The 17,255-nt window shown below is 70.5% G+C and carries 11 protein-coding genes; 9 read left to right on the top strand and 2 right to left on the bottom strand.

The genetic code is table 11. The features are described from left to right. The first annotated feature begins 4 nt into the window (after positions 1–4). From ptsP to clpB, 9 genes are all read left to right on the top strand, one after another. Positions 5–2,338 (top strand): phosphoenolpyruvate--protein phosphotransferase, encoded by a 2,334-nt coding sequence (gene ptsP / locus HLA95_RS12090; RefSeq protein WP_306422295.1) that lies wholly within the window; start codon positions 5–7, stop codon positions 2,336–2,338. 113 nt (positions 2,339–2,451) lie between these two features. Then, on the top strand, positions 2,452–3,546 hold the full coding sequence (locus tag HLA95_RS12085) for a helix-turn-helix domain-containing protein (RefSeq protein ID WP_222183473.1): 1,095 nt from the start codon (positions 2,452–2,454) through the stop codon (positions 3,544–3,546). 755 nt (positions 3,547–4,301) lie between these two features. Then, positions 4,302–5,192, top strand: a complete 891-nt coding sequence (locus tag HLA95_RS12080) for a GNAT family N-acetyltransferase (protein WP_222183471.1) — start codon at positions 4,302–4,304, stop codon at positions 5,190–5,192. Between the two features lie 125 nt (positions 5,193–5,317). Further along, on the top strand, positions 5,318–6,556 hold the full coding sequence (ispG, locus tag HLA95_RS12075) for a flavodoxin-dependent (E)-4-hydroxy-3-methylbut-2-enyl-diphosphate synthase (RefSeq protein WP_191061089.1): 1,239 nt from the start codon (positions 5,318–5,320) through the stop codon (positions 6,554–6,556). A gap of 40 nt (positions 6,557–6,596) precedes the next feature. Further along, a complete protein-coding gene (gene hisS, locus HLA95_RS12070; RefSeq protein ID WP_222183469.1) occupies positions 6,597–7,841 on the top strand; it encodes a histidine--tRNA ligase in 1,245 nt (414 codons plus the stop codon). 70 nt (positions 7,842–7,911) lie between these two features. Continuing rightward, positions 7,912–9,594, top strand: a complete 1,683-nt coding sequence (locus HLA95_RS12065) for a Na/Pi cotransporter family protein (RefSeq protein ID WP_191061962.1) — start codon at positions 7,912–7,914, stop codon at positions 9,592–9,594. 67 nt (positions 9,595–9,661) lie between these two features. Then, positions 9,662–10,717 (top strand): peptide chain release factor 1, encoded by a 1,056-nt coding sequence (gene prfA, locus HLA95_RS12060; protein ID WP_222183467.1) that lies wholly within the window; start codon positions 9,662–9,664, stop codon positions 10,715–10,717. After that, positions 10,714–11,583, top strand: a complete 870-nt coding sequence (prmC, locus tag HLA95_RS12055) for a peptide chain release factor N(5)-glutamine methyltransferase (protein WP_222183465.1) — start codon at positions 10,714–10,716, stop codon at positions 11,581–11,583. The genes prfA and prmC overlap by 4 nt, the downstream gene beginning before the upstream one ends. Positions 11,584–11,718: 135 nt before the next feature. Next, a complete protein-coding gene (gene clpB / locus HLA95_RS12050) occupies positions 11,719–14,310 on the top strand; it encodes an ATP-dependent chaperone ClpB (RefSeq protein WP_191061377.1) in 2,592 nt (863 codons plus the stop codon). Positions 14,311–14,435: 125 nt separating this feature from the next. On the opposite strand, the gene HLA95_RS12045 is transcribed toward clpB, so the two are convergent. Next, positions 14,436–15,182, bottom strand: coding sequence for an SDR family oxidoreductase (locus tag HLA95_RS12045; RefSeq protein ID WP_191061643.1), 747 nt, complete (start codon positions 15,180–15,182; stop codon positions 14,436–14,438). Between the two features lie 71 nt (positions 15,183–15,253). After that, complete coding sequence (locus HLA95_RS12040) at positions 15,254–16,732, bottom strand: M23 family metallopeptidase (RefSeq protein WP_222183463.1); 1,479 nt, start codon at positions 16,730–16,732, stop codon at positions 15,254–15,256. Positions 16,733–17,255 lie beyond the last annotated feature (523 nt).

Below are 17,255 nucleotides of genomic sequence, written 5' to 3'. Positions count from 1 at the left end.
CGCCTTGGCCCCGCGGCACGGGGCGGTCGAACCCCCTGTGGGTGACAAGCCGCGCAACTACGACCAGATGGCGGGCTCGCGGCGGCTGCTGCGCCGGCTGATCGAGGTTGCGGCCATCCCGCTCGAGCCGCAGGAGCGCCTGGATCGGGTGGTGCGCATGATCGCCACCGACATGGTGGCGGAAGTCTGCTCGGTCTATGCCCAGCGCGCGGGCGACCTCCTGGAGCTGTTCGCCACCGAGGGCTTGGCACCGGGTGCGGTCCACCGCGTGCGGATGCGGGTGGGCGAGGGCCTGGTCGGCTCGATCGCCGCGACCGGGCAGGTGGTCAACACCGCGGACGCCCAGTCGCACCCGAACTTCCGCTATTTCCCGGAGACCGGCGAGGAGATCTACCACTCCTTCCTGGGCGTGCCGCTCCTGCGCTCGGGCCGGGTCACCGGCGTCCTCACCGTCCAGAACCGCGCACCCCGGCATTATTCCGACGACGAGGTCGAGGCGCTCGAGGTCATCGGCACGGTGCTGGCCGAGATGTTCGCCTCGGGCGGGCTGGTCGACCCCAAGGTCTATGGCTACATCGCCGGGCTCCGGCGGGAGTCCTACCGGCTGGAGGGTACCCGGCTGGTCGAGGGGGTCGCGATCGGCCGGGCCTGGCTGCACGAGCCGCAGATCGTCATCAACCGGCTGATCGCCGAGAACGTCGGCACCGAGCTGAACCGGCTGGACCTGGCGGTGACGCGGTTCCGCGCATCCATGGACGAGCTGGTCGAGCGGCCGGACCTGGGCTCCGGCGAGCATCGCGACGTGTTCGAGGCGCTGCGGATGTTCGCCCATGACCCGGGCTGGGTGCGCCGGATCCGCGAGACGGTCGAGACCGGGCTGTCGGCCGAGGCGGCGGTGCGGCGGGTGCAGGAGGAGACCCGGCTGAAGCTGGGCCACGTGGCCGACCCCTATATCCGCGAGCGGCTGCAGGACCTGGACGACCTCGCCAACCGGCTGCTCCGGCAGCTCACTGGCCAGGCCCTCCACCACGATCCGTCCGACCTGCCCGCCGAGACGATCCTGATCGCGCGCAATCTCTCCGCCGCGGACCTGATCGAGTACGACCGCAGCAGGATCAAGGGCATCGTGCTGGAGGAGGGCTCGCGCACCGCGCACGTCACCATCGTGGCGCGGGCCCTGGACATCCCGATGCTCGGCCGGGTCGACGGGGCGATGGCGGCGGCCGATCCGGGCGACCTGCTCGCGATCGACGGCGACCACGGCCATCTGTTCCTGCGGCCGACCGAGGATGTCGAGCAGGCCTTCCTCAGCTCGATCATGATCCGGCAGGAGCGGCGCCGGATCCTGGAAACCCAGCGCAGCCTGCCGTCCGTGACCCTGGACAGGGTGTCGATCAGCCTGTCGCTGAACGCGGCGTTCCTGATAGACCTCGCCCATCTCGACGAGAGCGGTGCGGACGGCATCGGCCTGTTCCGGACCGAGCTCACCTTCATGAACCGGAGCCGCTACCCGGATCTCCCGGCGCAGACCGACTATTACCGCTCGATCATGGAAAAGGCGGGCGACCTGCCGATCCTGTTCCGCACCCTGGACGTCGGCAGCGACAAGCAGCTCCCCTACTGGCGCACGCCGACCGAGGAGAACCCGGCCATGGGCTGGCGGGCGATCCGGATGATGCTGGACCGCCCGATCGTGCTGCGCGAGCAGTTGCGGGCACTGCTGCGCGCCGCCAACGGCCGGCCGCTCTGCGTGATGTTCCCGATGGTCACCGAGGTGGCCGAGTTCGAGGCGGCGCGTGCCCTGGTCGACCGCGAGCTCGACCGGCTGGACCGGGACGGGCTGCCGCGGCCCGAGCGGCTCCAGGTCGGGGTGATGATGGAGGTGCCGGCCCTGTTCTGGCAGCTCCCCGCGATCCTGCGCCGGGTCGACTTCGTGTCGCTCGGCAGCAACGACCTGTTCCAGTTCCTGTACGCCTCCGACCGCGGCAACCCGCAGTTGACCGACCGCTACGACGTGCTGTCGCCCAGCCTCCTGAGCTTCATCCGTGACCTGGTGGAGCGTTGCCGGGCGGCGGGCGTGCGCCTGTCGGTATGTGGCGAAATGGCCAGCCGGCCGCTCGAGGCGATGGCGCTGATCGGCCTGGGCGTGCGCCATCTGTCCGTGACCGCGGCCGACCTGGCGCCAGTCAAGGCGATGCTCCGCTCGGTCGAGATCGGCCCGCTGCACGATTATCTGACGACACTGCTGGAACTTTCCGACCATTCGCTGCGCGGGCGACTGCAGGCCTATGCACTGGACCATGGCATAGTGTTGCCGCCGGGTGTCTACCGCCCCTGAAGCGTATTTGGTGCCGATTTCCGGATCGGCTGCTTCTTTGGACCGTTCGGGGTTTTCTGCTATCTTTACTGGAGAGCTACCCCCTCCAGCGCGACCGAGGTCGACCCCGACCCATGGCTTCAGGATCCACCTCCGCCCATCTGGGATCGGGCCCGCCCGGCGAGGCGGCTGCCCTGTCGATCGGCCGGGAGCTTCGCGCCCTGCGTGAGCAGCGTGGCGAAGACCTCTACGACGTGGCCGATCTTCTGCGGATCAAGCCCGCTTTTCTCCTGGCGCTGGAGCAGGGCGATCATGCCCGCCTGCCCGGCATCCCCTATGCCCACGGCTTCCTGCGCAGCTACGCCGAGCATCTGGGGCTGGACGGCCAGAAGCTCGTGCGGCGGCTGAAGGCCGTGGGTGCGGTGCCCGTCGCCCCGACAGCGCCCGCAGCGCCGGCCTTCCGCGTCCCCCCCGCCGAGGAACGCCGGCCGACCATGGTCGTGGCGCTGGCCCTGCTCGTGCTGGCCGGTGCCGGCTATGGCGGCTGGTCCTATCTGGGCCTGGGCGGCGAGGCACCGCCGGAAGCGGTCGCCGAGGCACCCTACCTGTCGCCGCCCGATCCCCCGTCCGCCGTCCGGCAACCGCCGCCAGCGCCGCTGCGGCCGGATCCCATCGGGCCGGCCGTGCCGGAACGGGCGCTCGCCGCAGCGCCGGCCCCCGCCGTCCAGGACCTGCCGTCTGTGGCCGAGGTGCTGGCCGTGGCGGCCACGGCACCCGTGCCCGCCCATGCAGCGCCGGCGTCCGATGCAGGCGTGGCGGCCGAGCCGCCGCAGCCCGCGGCGGCCCTGGCTGCCGCGGCTTCACCCGCCGGAACCGGCGAGGCCGCGCAAGCGGGTGAAGCGATCGCGGCGGACGAAGGCCGGCCCAATCCCGGGGTGGGTGCCGCGGTCGCCGGGGAAGCGCGCGTGGTGCTGGTGGCGACCGAGCCCGCCTGGATCCAGGTGCGGTCGGCCGACCGGTCCTTCTCGCGCAGCCGCCTGATGGAGGCCGGCGAACGCTTCCTCCTGCCCGAGCGGGCCGATCTGGCGCTGTGGACCGGCAATGCCGGCGGGCTGCAGGTGATGGTGGACGGTGCGGAACTGGCGCCGCTGGGTGCCCGCGGTGCCGTCCTGCGCGACGTGCCGCTCGACCCGGCCGCCCTCAAGGCCCGGCTCGCGCCCATCCAGTAGGGTCGTTTCGAACGTTCTATCCGGCTGGCGGCAGCTGGACGGAGGCGAGGTGGCTGGCCGCACGCTCGCCGGAGCGGGAGGCGGTCCGTCGGTACTCCTCCGGACGCTCGACGACGTTTCGCTCCCGGTACGGTGCCCATCTCACCAGCCGTGGGCCCTTCTCGGCCCGGAGGGGCGGCGCTGATGCTGCGCCTTGGAGATGGCTCCGCACAGGTCGGCCCGTGCGGCTCCTGCTGTCATGATCACCGGGAGCCGGAGCTTCGGCGGACGGCAGCCGGGGCGTGTCGCGGCACACGTGCCTATCGGCTCGCGGCAGGTAGATTGCAGGTGGGGCTGGCCCAGCGTCGGAACGAACGCCATCGGCGGGTCCGGGCGACCGCAGCGCCGATGCGGCTTGCTCCCAACCGAGGCGCGCGGCACGAGGCAGGGCGGAGCCGCCCTGCTGCTCTGCCGGGGGCACAGCGATGGTGTCATCACCCGGGGGCACTTCCCGCTCGATGCCGCATGTCGTGTCCGGGATGCAGCGCTGCTGGACCAAGGCCCACCCCCTCATAGGCGATTCCGGCCCGGCCAGGGTGTCGATGTTGGCCCGATAGCCCTTGGGCAGTCGCCCTGGGGCGACGCTTCGTTAGGAGCGGCCCGAGGCGGCGCCACTCCCGCTCAAGGTATGACATTGTGCGGTGCGCTCCCCTGGAGTTTCTGGTGGCGGATCACGGCCTCCGCCGGGGCGTGAGCCGGAAGAAGGGAGGCGCACGATGAGCGCCGATGCGACGTCCACCTTGGAGGCCGTGGTGCGCCCGGCGACGGTAACCGACGCCGAAGTGTGCGGGCGGATCTGCTACGAAGGGTTCAAGGCGCTCAACGAGCGGCACGGCTTCCCGCCCAACTACCCATCCGTCGAGGCCGCCATTGCGCGTGTGCAGAGCTTCCTCGGGCATCCCGCCGTCTTCGGTGTCGTGGCGGTCGGTCAGGATGGCCGCGTCCTGGGCTTCAACTTCCTGAGCGAGCGCGACCCGATCCGCGCTGTCGGCCCGATCGTGGTCGACCCGGTGGCCCAGGGGAGGGGTGTCGGTCGGCAGCTCATGGCGGCCGTGCTGGAGCGTACGGCCGATGCGCCCGGGGTGCGGCTGGCGCAGGAGGCATTCAACCTCGGCTCGCTCGCCCTCTATGTCGGGCTCGGCTTCGAGGCCAGGGAGCCGCTGGTCGCCCTGGCGGGGCGGCCTGTGCACGCGATCCCGGCCGGATGGGACGTCCGGCCGTTGCGGGTGGAGGACCTAGCGGCTAGCGCTGCGCTCTATGAGCGGGTGCACGGCCATTCCCGCGCCAACGAGCTGCGTGAGGCGATGGGCAAGGGGCTGGCCTGGGTCGCGTCACGTGACGACCGGGTGGTGACGTATGCCGCGGCGGCCACGGCCTGGCTCGCCAACCACGGCGTGGCCGAGACCGAGGAGGACATGGCGGCCCTGCTCGCCGGTGCTGCCCGCTCGGTCGAGGAGCCGGTGGCGCTGCTGCTGCCGATCCGGCAGGCGGGCCTGTTCCGCTGGTGCCTGGCGGCCGGCCTGCGGCAGGTCAAGCCGATGGTGCTGATGAGCCGTGGCGAATATCGCGAGCCCCGGGGTGCCTGGTTCCCGTCCATTCTCTACTGACGGACGGCCCGCCAGGTGCCGCGGTGCCGGCAGCGCATAGCAGGTCCAGCGTGGTTGCTGGTGACACGGGAGGCCCGGCTGGGCTATCCCGCGCGCCTAGGACAGTCGGGACCGGTTGACCGCTCATGGTGGCACTTCGCCAGATCGTTCGGCATCGCACGCATGCGGTGGATGTGGGCGGCATCGTCGTCGGCGGTGACGCGCCCATCGTCGTGCAGTCGATGACCAACACCGACACGGGCGACGTGGATGCCACCACGCGCCAGGTGATCGAGCTGGCCAAGGCCGGCTCCGAGATCGTGCGCGTGACGGTCAACGACGATGCCGCGGCCAGGGCGGTGCCGACGGTGGTCGAGCGGCTGCGCCTGCTGGGCTGGGAAACGCCGATCGTCGGCGACTTCCACTTCAACGGCCACAAGCTCTTGGCCGAGCATCCGGCGATGGCGCAGGCGCTGGCCAAGTACCGGATCAACCCGGGCAATGTCGGCTTCGGCAAGAAGCGCGACGTCCAGTTCGAGCAGATGATCGAGGCGGCGCTGCGCTACGGCAAGCCGGTGCGGATCGGCGTCAACTGGGGCTCGCTCGACCAGGACCTGGCGACCGGCCTGATGGACGCCAATGCCAGCCGCCCGGATCCGCGTCCGGCCGACGACGTGATGCGCGAGGCGATGGTGATCTCGGCGCTGCAGTCGGCGGAGCGGGCCGAGGCGCTGGGCCTGCCGGCCGACCGGATCATCATCTCCACCAAGCTCAGCCGGGTCCACGACCTGGTGGCGGTCTATCGCGAGCTGGCGCGGCGCTCAGAATATGCGCTGCATCTGGGGCTGACCGAGGCCGGGATGGGCACCAAGGGCATCGTGGCCTCGGCCGCGGCCCTGTCCCTGCTCCTGACCGAGGGGATCGGCGACACGATCCGTGCCTCCCTGACCCCACGGCCGGGCGAGAGCCGGGCGCGCGAGGTCGAGACCTGCAAGGAAGTGCTGCAGGCGCTCGACCTGCGCCAGTTCGCCCCGGCCGTCACCGCCTGCCCGGGCTGCGGCCGGACCACTTCCACCCTGTTCCAGGAGCTGGCCTTGTCGATCCAGACCTGGCTGGACGCGCAGATGCCGCGCTGGAAGGCGACCCATCCCGGCGTCGAGACCATGAAGGTCGCGGTGATGGGCTGCATCGTGAACGGGCCCGGCGAGAGCAAGCATGCCGATATCGGCATCTCGCTGCCGGGCTCGGGCGAGAACCCGGCAGCCCCGGTCTTCATCGACGGCGAGAAGCGCCATACGCTGCGCGGGCCCACCATCGCCGAAGAGTTCCAGCAGATCGTCGAGGCCTATGTCGAGCGGCGCTACGGCCGGCGCGAGGCGGCCTGACCTGTTCGTTTTTTGATCCAGCCGAAAGTCCGAGACAGCGATGAGCGAGCTGCGCCCCGTCCGCGGTACCCATGACCTTCTGGGCGAGGACATGCGGCGCCACAGCCATGTCCACGAGACGGCGCGCCGCTTGGCTTCGCGCTACGGCTATGGCGAGATCGAGACGCCGATCTTCGAGTTCACCGAGGTGTTCCAGCGCACGCTGGGCGACACCTCCGACGTGGTGACCAAGGAGATGTACACCTTCACCGACCGGGGCGGCGAGCAGCTCACGCTGCGGCCGGAGAACACCGCTGGCGTGGCGCGCGCCTTCGTCACCAACGGGCTGCAGCAGTCCCTGCCGGTCAAGCTGTTCTACCACGGCCCGATGTTCCGCTACGAGCGGCCGCAGAAGGGGCGGATGCGCCAGTTCCACCAGATCGGCATCGAGGTGCTGGGCGCGCCCGAGGCGCTGGCGGATGCCGAGGTCATCGCGCTCGGCGCCCATGTGCTGGACGAGCTGGGGGTGCTGGGCAAGACCGTCCTCCAGCTGAACAGCTTAGGGGATCCGGAAAGCCGGGCCGCCTATCGCGACCGGCTGGTGGCCTATTTCTCCAGCCACGAGGCGAAGCTGTCCGAGGACAGCCGCAACCGGCTGCACAAGAACCCCCTGCGCATCCTGGACAGCAAGGACGCAGGGGACCGGGAGCTGGTGGCCGACGCCCCGCTCATGGGCGAGAGCCTGAACCAGGCGTCGAAGGACTTCTTCCAGACCGTGACCGACGGGCTGGACGCGCTCGGCATCGCCTATGTCCTGGACCCGCGCCTGGTGCGCGGCCTCGACTACTATACCCACACCGCCTTCGAGTTCGTGACCACCCATCTGGGCGCCCAGGGCACCGTGCTGGGCGGCGGGCGCTATGACGGGCTGATCCGCAGCATGGGCGGGCCGGACGTGCCGGGCGTGGGCTGGGCTGCCGGGGTGGAGCGGCTGGCAGCGCTGATCGAGGCGCCGCCGCCGGCGATCCGCCCGGTCGCGATCGTGCCGATCGGGACTGCCGCCGAGCGGGCGGCCTGGCAGCTCGCCCAGGAGCTGCGCCGTGCCGGCCAGCATGTCGAGCTGGCCTTCCGTGGCAAGCCGGCGCAGCGGATGAAGCGGGCCGATCGGCTGGACGCCCGGCTGGCCTTGTTCCTGGGCGACGACGAGCTGGCCGCCGGCGTGGTCAAGCTGCGTGACCTGGCCACCGGCGCCGAGCATGCCGTAGCACGCGAGGCACTCCTGGACGAGCTCAACCGAAGCGCGTAGCATCGCCGGTTTGACAACTCGCTGACGATGCGATGACGTTGGCGGTCTTCCTGACGAGGTCGTCCGCGCGTTGAACGGTACCGAGATTCTCCTGCACCTCCTGGGCGCGGTAGCCCTGCTGCTCTGGGGGGTGCGCATGGTGCGCACCGGCATGAGCCGGGCGTTCGGCGCCGGCCTGCGCCACTTCCTCGGCCGCTCCGTGCGCAACCGCCTGGCCGCGTTCGCCGCCGGCCTGGGCGTCACCATGCTGCTCCAGTCCTCGACCGCCACCTCCGTGCTGGTCTCGTCCTTCGCCGCGCGCGGCCTGATGGAGACCGGCCCGGCGCTCGCGGTGATGCTGGGCGCCGATGTCGGCACCGCGCTGATCGCCCTGCTCCTGTCCTTCCGCATCGCCTGGCTGGGCTCTTTGTTCCTCCTGCTGGGCGTGGCCGTGTTCCTCGGCACCGAGAGTGCCAAGGCCCGCAGCTTGGCGCGGGTCGGGATCGGCCTGGGCCTGGTGCTCCTGTCGCTCCAGCAGATCGTGCAGGCGGCAGCACCACTCGGTACATCGCCGGTGATGATCGAGCTCATGGGCGCGCTCGGCGACACGCCGCTCGTGGGCTTCCTGCTGGCGGCCCTGCTCACCTGGCTGCTCCATTCCAGCCTGGCGATCGTCCTCCTGATCGCGTCGCTGGCTGCCTCCGGTGTCGTGGCGCCGCCGCTGGCCCTGGCCCTGGTGCTGGGTGCGAATGCCGGTGCCGGCATCGTGGCCGCGGTCATGACCGCGCAGGCACCGGCCGCTGGCCGCCGCGCCCCGATGGGCAACCTCATCAAGCGCGCCGGCACCGCACTGGCGCTCCTGCCGTTCATCCCGCAGCTCCTGCCGCTGCTGGAGGCGGCACTCCCGTCGGGCCTGCTCACGGTCGGCGCCCATATCGGCTTCAACCTGCTCCTGGCCCTGATCTTCCTGCCGCTCACCGGCCCGTTCGACCGCCTGCTGGTCTGGCTGATGCCGGACGATCCGGCGGGCACCGATCCGGCGACACCGCGCTTCCTGGAGCAGGACGCGCTGGACACGCCGTCGGTGGCGCTGGCCTCGGCCGTGCGCGAGACGCTGCGGGTGGGCGAGGTGATCCAGTCGATGCTGCGGGACGTGATGACGGTGCTGCGCACCGACGACGCGCGGCTGCTCAGGCAGGTCCGCGACCAGGACGACGTGGTCGACCGGCTGCACGAATCGATCAAGCACTACCTGACTGAGCTGGCCCAGCGGGAACTCGACCGCAAGGAAAGCAGGCGGCAGATCGAGATCCTGACCTTCGTCACCAATCTCGAGCATGTCGGCGACATCGTCGACAAGAACCTGATGGAGCTCGCCGCCAAGAAGATCCGCTTGCAGGTGCAGTTCTCGCCTGACGGCATGGCGGAGATCGAGGCCTTCCACGCCGAGATCCTGCGCGACCTGGAGCTGGCCTTCGCCGTGTTCCTGACCTCGGACCTGGCCGACGCGCGCCGGCTGTTCGCCGCCAAGGCCAAGATGCGCGAGCTGGAGCGCCGCTACACCGATAGTCACCTGGCCCGGCTGATGACCGGTCGGGTCGATACGCGTGACAGCTCCAGCCTGCATCTCGACGTGATGCGCGACCTCAAGCGCATCCATGCCCATATCGTGTCGGTCGCCTACCCGATCCTGGAGCGGGAGGGCGAGCTCGCGGCGAGCCGCCTGCGCAGCGAGGCCGACGAGGCGGGCCACGAGGCCAGCCTGCCGACTTGACCGAAAGGGGCCGCTCGTCGACACGAACCCGTCCCCGCCACCCACAGGACCGGCTCACCCGACCAGCATGGCAGCCAAGCTCGACCTCGACCCGATCCTCGCCCGCAAGGAGGAGCTGGAAGCGCTCCTGGCCGAGCCCGGCCGCCAGGACATCGTCCAACTCTCCCGGGAGCTGGCCGAGCTGCGCCCGGTCACCGACGCGATCGACGCCTTCCGCGCCGCGGAGCAGGAGGTAGGGGGCCTGGAGCTGCTGCTCGACGACGCCGAGATGCGCGAGCTGGCGGCGGCCGAGCTGCCCGAGGCCCGCGAGCGGCTGGGCGCGGCAGAGCTGGCGCTGCGCCTGGCGCTCCTGCCGAAGGACGCCGCGGACGAGCGCAGCGCCATCCTGGAGATCCGGGCCGGGACCGGCGGCGAGGAGGCGGCCCTGTTCGGCGGCGACCTGTTCCGCATGTACCAGCGCTATGCGGCGCTGCAGGGCTGGAAGTTCGAGGTGCTGAGCGAGACCGAGACCGATCTGGGCGGCCTGAAGGACATCTCGGTGGCGGTCGAGGGGCAGGGCGTGTTCGCCAAGCTCAAGTTCGAATCGGGCGTGCACCGGGTCCAGCGCGTGCCGGTCACCGAGGGCGGCGGGCGCATCCACACGTCTGCCGCCACGGTCGCCGTCCTGCCCGAGGCGGAAGAGGTCGACATCAAGATCGACGACAAGGACCTGCGCATCGACGTGCTGCGAGCCTCGGGTGCGGGCGGCCAGCACGTGAACCGCACCGAGAGTGCGGTGCGCATCACCCATCTGCCGAGCGGCATCGTCGTGTTCCAGCAGGACGAGCGCTCCCAGCACCGCAACAAGGCGCGCGCCATGAAGATCCTGCGCGCCCGGCTGTTCGACCAGGAGCGCGCGCGCGCCGACCAGGAGCGCTCGGCCGACCGGCGCGAGCAGATCGGCTCAGGAGACCGCTCCGAGCGCATCCGCACCTACAACTTCCCGCAGAACCGGGTCACTGACCACCGGATCGACCTGACCCTCTACGCGTTGGACGAGGTGCTGGCAGGTCCAGGGCTCGGCCGCTTCGTCGATGCCCTGGTCGCCGAGGACCAGGCGCGCAAGCTGGCCCAGCTCGAGTGACTGGGCTGGACGAGGCCCTGGCGGAGGCGCGTCGGCGGCTGCAGGCGGCCGGGATCGAGGCGCCGAGGCGCGAGGCGGCCCTGCTGCTCGGGCTCGCCACCGGCTGGAGCCGGACCGAGCAGCTGGCGGGGGGCAGGCGGGAACTCAGCGCTGGGCAGTCGGCACGGCTGGAGGAGCTGGTCGCAAGGCGGGTACGGCGCGAACCGTTCGCGTACCTGGCCGGCAGCCGCGAGTTCTTCGGCCGGCCGTTCCTGGTGGGTCCGGGCGTGCTGGTGCCGCGCCCCGAGACCGAGACCCTGATCGAGGCGGCGCTGCGCCGCTGGCCCGACCGCGGGGCAACGCTGCGGATCCTGGACCTGGGCGTCGGCTCCGGCTGTATCCTGCTGACCCTCCTGGCCGAGTACCCGGAGGCCCGCGGGGTGGGTGTGGATACGAGCGCGGTGGCACTCGACTGGACCCGCAAGAACGCCCAGGCCCTGGGCGTGGCGGACCGGGTGGGGCTGGTGCAGGGCAGCTGGGGCGAGGCCGTCACCGGCCAGTTCGACCTGATCCTGTCCAACCCGCCCTATATCGATGCCGGCGACCTGCCCGGCCTCGCCGCCGAGCTGCGCTTCGAGCCGCAGGACGCGCTCTCGCCGGGGGCCGACGGGCTCCAGTCCTACCGGGCGATGACCCCGGACCTCCTGCGCCTGCTGGCACCCGGCGGCACCGTGCTGCTGGAGATCGGTCAGGGCCAGGCACCGCCGCTCCTGGCATGGTTCGCCGAGCACGGGCTGGCCGGGCGAAGCCATGCCGATCTGGCCGGCATCGCGCGCTGCCTGGAGCTCTGCCGGGCTGCCGATGCGGATGTTCCACACCTGTATTAGCGGCGATCTTTCAAGATCTTGTGCCGGGTCAACGGCGTCCTACCTCCAGAACACGATGCGGTGCGGGTGCTTCTTGCAAGGCTCGCGACCGATGGCTCGCCCGGGATACGGGGAGCCTTTTGACGGAGGTGTCCCATGGACTTCGAGAAATATACCGATCGGGCAAAGGGCTTCGTGCAGTCGGCCCAGACGCTGGCGCTTCGCGAGGGGCATCAGCGGCTCCTGCCGATCCACCTGCTCAAGGTGCTTCTGGACGACGAGCAGGGCCTAGCCGCCAACCTGATCCGTGCCTCGGGCGGTGACCCGAAGGCGGCGCTGCGTGAGACCGAGCTGGCGCTGTCCCGGCTGCCCAAGGTCGAGGGCCCCGGTGCCGGGCAGGTCAACCTGTCCCCGGAGCTCGCCAAGCTGTTCGACCAGGCGGAAGGCCTGGCGAAGAAGGCCGGCGACGGCTACGTGACCGCCGAGCGGCTGCTGCTGGCGCTCGCGATCGTCGACCCGGAAGCGGCGAAGATCCTCAAGGCGGCCAACGTCACGCCGCAGTCGCTGAACGGCGCCATCGAGCAGATCCGCAAGGGGCGCAGGGCCGACAGCCCGTCGGCCGAGAACCAGTACCAGGCGCTCGAGAAATACACGCGCGACCTCACCGCCGCGGCGCGTGAGGGCAAGCTCGACCCGGTGATCGGCCGCGACGAGGAGATCCGGCGCGTCGTGCAGGTGCTCTCGCGCCGTACCAAGAACAACCCGGTGCTGATCGGCGAGCCGGGCGTGGGCAAGACCGCGATCGCCGAGGGTCTGGCCAACCGGATCGTGAACGGCGACGTTCCCGAGAGCCTGAAGGACCGCAAGCTCCTCTCGCTCGACCTGGGTGCCATGGTCGCCGGCGCCAAGTATCGCGGTGAGTTCGAGGAGCGCCTGAAGGGCCTGCTCAGCGAGCTGGCCCATGGCGAGGGCGACGCGATCCTGTTCATCGACGAACTGCACACGCTGGTGGGTGCCGGCAAGGCGGAAGGGTCGATGGACGCTTCCAACATGCTCAAGCCCGCCCTGGCACGCGGCGAGCTGCACTGCGTCGGCGCCACGACGCTCGACGAGTACCGCAAGCATATCGAGAAGGACGCGGCGCTGGCCCGGCGCTTCCAGCCGGTCTTCGTCAGCGAGCCGGACGTGCAGGACGCGGTGTCGATCCTGCGCGGGCTGAAGGAGAAGTACGAGCTCCATCACGGCGTGCGGATCACCGACGGTGCCATCGTGGCGGCGGCGACCATGTCGAACCGCTACATCACCGACCGCTTCCTGCCCGACAAGGCGATCGACCTGATCGACGAGGCGGCGGCGCGCAAGCGCATGGCGATCGACAGCAAGCCCGAGGAGCTGGACGAGCTCGACCGGCGCATCCTGCAGCTGGAGATCGAGAAGGCGGCCCTGCAGAAGGAGCACGACCAGGCCTCCAAGGACCGGCTCGACAAGCTGGTCAAGGAGCTGGACGGGCTGAAGAAGGAATCCGCCGAGATCACCGCGCGCTGGCAGGCCGAGAAGGAGAAGCTGGCGTCCGCGACCAAGCTCAAGGAGCAGCTGGAGCAGCTGCGCAACGAGCTGCAGATCGCGCAGCGCAAGGGCGACTTCGAGCGCGCCGGCAAGCTCGCCTATGGCGAGATCCCGGCCGTGGAGAAGATGCTCGCCGAGGCGCAGGCGGCGGAAAGCCGGCCGCTGGTGGCCGAGGAGGTCACCGAGCAGGACATCGCGCACGTGGTGTCGCGCTGGACCGGCATCCCGGTCGACAAGATGCTGGAGGGCGAGCGGGAAAAGCTCCTGCAGATGGAGAGCAAGCTGGAGACCCGGGTGGTCGGGCAGCATCCGGCGGTGGAAGCCGTCGCGAAATCGGTCCGCCGCGCGCGGGCCGGGCTGCAGGACCCGAACCGGCCGATCGGCAGCTTCCTGTTCCTGGGCCCCACCGGTGTCGGCAAGACCGAGCTGTGCAAGGCGCTGGCCTCGTTCCTGTTCGACGACGATCAGGCCATGATCCGGATCGACATGTCCGAGTTCATGGAGAAGCACAGCGTCAGCCGGCTGATCGGCGCACCGCCCGGCTATGTCGGCTATGACGAGGGCGGGGCGCTCACCGAGGCGGTCCGGCGGCGGCCCTACCAGGTGGTCCTGTTCGACGAGGTCGAGAAGGCCCATCCGGACGTGTTCAACGTGCTCCTGCAGGTGCTGGACGACGGGCGGCTGACCGATGGTCAGGGCCGCACGGTCGACTTCCGCAACACCATCATCGTGCTGACCAGCAATCTGGGCTCGGAATACCTGGCGGCGCTGCCGGAAGGTGCCTCGGCCGAGGATGCCAGGGAGCAGGTGATGGCGGTGGTCCGCGCCAGCTTCCGTCCGGAGTTCCTGAACCGGCTGGACGAGATCATCCTGTTCAACCGGCTGGGCCGGGCGCAGATGGGCGGGATCGTCAGGATCCAGCTCCAGCGGCTGGAGAAGCTCCTGGCCGACCGGCGGATCACGCTCGACATCACCGACCCGGCGATCGACTGGCTGGCGGACGCGGGCTACGACCCGGTCTATGGCGCCAGGCCGCTCAAGCGGTCGATCCAGCGCCATCTCCAGGACCCGCTGGCGACCGCGGTGCTGGAGGGGCGGATCCAGGACGGCGACCGGGTGAAGGTCACCGTCGCGGACGGCCAGCTCCAGATCGCGCCGGAAGGCTTGGCGATGGCCGCCTGACGCTCGCGGACGTCCTGCCAGGATGAAACAGGGCCCGCCCGGGCAGGTCCGGGCGGGCCCTTCGTCGTTGGCAACAGGATTGGTCCGGACATCCGCCGGCCCGGTCGCCGGCAGTTGGCGTGGGGTCAGACGATGCCGCCATTGGCGCGCAGGACCTGGCCATTGACCCAGGCCCCGTCCGGACCCGCCAGGAACGCCACCACGCCGGCAATGTCCTCCGGCTGGCCCAGCCGCTCCAGCGGGGCCAGCTTCGCCAGCTGGTCGACGAGTTCCGGCGGCTTGCCGTCCAGGAACAGCTCGGTCGCGGTCGGCCCGGGCGCCACCGCGTTCACGGTGATGCCGCGGCCGCGCAGTTCCTTGGCCAGCACGTGGCTCAGCACCTCGATCCCGGCCTTGGTGGCGGCATAGACGCCATAGGTCGGCTGGCGCAGCCCGACCACGCTCGAGGACAGGTTGATGATCCGCCCGCCGTCGCGCAGCCGGCGCGCCGCCTCGCGCATGGTGTTGATGCTGCCCTTGAGATTGACGGCGAGCTGGCGGTCGATCAGCGCGTCGTCACCCTCGGCCAGCGTCGCCAGATGCATGATGCCGGCATTGTTCACCAGCACGTCGACCCCGCCGAACGCCGCTTGCGCCGCGTCGAACATCCGGGCCACGGCGGCGGGATCGCTCACATCGGCCTGGACGGGACGTGCCCGGCCGCCCGCCTGCTCGATCCGCGCCGCCAGTGCCGCCGCATCGGCAGCACGCCCGGCATAGTTGACGATGACGGCGAGCCCGTCCCGGGGGAGGCGTTCCGCGATCGCGGCGCCGATGCCGCGCGACGCCCCGGTCACGATCGCCACCCTGCTGCCGCTGTCTGCATTGGTCATGCCATGCCTCCCTCGCTGCGGCCTCCCGGTCCGATGCGCCAGGTGGCCCGGCTGCCCGACCGTATCAGGAGCTAGTTCTGCGCCACCTGGGCAGGGGCGGCCAGCTGACGGCGCAGCGCGTCCAGCCGGTCGCGCTCGGCCTTGAAGCGCGCCAGCTCCTTGCCGCTCAGCTCCTCGGCGACGTTCTGCTTCACCGACATCGGGTTGATCTGGGCGCCCCGGTGCAGGACCTCGTAGTGCAGGTGCGGCCCGGTCGACAGGCCGGTCGTCCCGACATAGCCGATCACCTCGCCCTGGCGCACCTTGCTGCCGACCTTCAGCTGCTTGGCGAACCGGCTCATATGGCCATAGGCGGTGGCGTACTCGGCGTTGTGCCGGATCCGGATATAGTTGCCGTAGCCGCGGTTGCGCCCGCGCATCTCGATCACGCCGTCGCCGGCAGCATAGATCGGCGTGCCGGTGGGGGCCGCGAAGTCGGTGCCTTTGTGCATGCGCGAGTAGCCCAGCACCGGGTGGCGGCGCATGCCGAAGCCGGAGCTGAGCCGCGCGCCGTCGATGGGCGTGCGCAGCAGCGACTTGCGCACCGACTTGCCGTTGGCGTCGTACCAGGCGCGCGAGCCGTCCTCGCGCTCGAACCGGTAGAGGATGAAGTCGCGCTCGCCGTTGACCAGCCGGGCGAAGCTGATGTCGTCGTAGCGCGCCTCCCTGCCGTCCGGCGTGCTGAGCCGGTCATAGATGACCTCGAACCGGTCGCCTTCCTTCAGGTCGCGCTGGAAGTCGACGTCCCAGGACAGGAGCTTGACGAAGCGCATGATCGTCTCGGCCGGCATCCCGGCGGCGCGCGCGCTGTCATAGAGGCTGCCGCTGATGGTCCCGCCGGCCAGCACGTCCTCGCGGTCCAGGGTCAGCTCCACCGTGCGGGCGCTGAACCCGCCGGCCTCGTCCCGGTCGACCTTGAGCTCCTGGGCGAACGCGATCGGGATGGTCAGGCCCTGGAGCGGGCTGGTCTCGTCGCCGCTCTCGAGCGCGACCGACACCCTGGCGCCGGCGCGGAGCTGGCGTGGGTCGTACACGCCCTTGAGGGCGGCGATCGCCGCCTGGGCCTCGCTGCCGACCGCACCCGCGCGCTGCAGGATGTCGATCAGCGTGTCGCCCTTCTCGACCTCGACCTCCAGCACCTCGTCCTCGGGCGGCAGGAGCAGCTCGGGCGCGGCCTCCGCCACCAAGCTGCTCTGGTCGAGGTTCGTGAGCGCCCAGATGCCGGGCCCGTCCGTCGGCGCGTCGGCCGTCAGGGCGACCTGGACTGCCGGCGCCCCGGCGGACGGACCCGGCTGGGCGAACAGTGCGGCCGGTTCCAGTTCGGCCGGCGCTGCGACCGGAATCGCCGCCGCCTGCGGTGGTGCCAGCTCGGTTTGGGGCTCGGGTGCCCTATTGCCCAGATAATGGAAGGTCGCCCCGGCCACGCCGAACCCGGCCGTGAACGCCAGCCCGGCCGCGGTCATCAGGGGAACCCAGCGAATGGGGGCGGGGCGGGCCTTACGTGGACGCAACGCTCGATCCTCCCCCGCACGTACCATGGGCCACCATTACCGCGAGCGTCAGCACCGGGCCGTTCCGGCCCGTCGAGCGATTGCCTGCGGTGGCGTGCCACCCTATCTAGATGATGCCGGGACCATGCGTAGCGTGGCCGCCCCTGTCAACCGAGCGGCCGCCACCTACAGCGTGTGGAGGGCCAGAAAATGCTAAGCTCCAGGTTGATGGGTTGGGCGCGGGCGGCGCTGCGGTGTGCGGTCGGAAGATTTCTCCAAACTGTCGAAAAACCCTGTTGACGGTTCGGCGGTCCAGGCTTAGAACCCGGCCCACGCAGCGAGGCTGGGTGCTCGGCGGCGACGGAGATTGTCGCGCTGGTATCTAGTGCGGCTGCAAGTACCTGATCTGTTGGGGTTGGGTGGCGGTCCTCTCTGAGGGACTGCCCGATGGTCGTCCGGATCGTCGGCTGGTGTGTTGTTTGACATCGTTGGTTTAGTGGAGCGCTTGGAAAGAGCGTTTTTGGAGGGATGTGCGGGCGGCGTT

It is taken from the genome of Geminicoccus harenae (genome assembly GCF_019800005.1).
GTDB lineage: Bacteria > Pseudomonadota > Alphaproteobacteria > Geminicoccales > Geminicoccaceae > Geminicoccus > Geminicoccus harenae.
The sequence above is the reverse complement of the archived record's forward strand: the minus strand, read 5'-3'. Positions and strand labels throughout refer to the sequence as shown.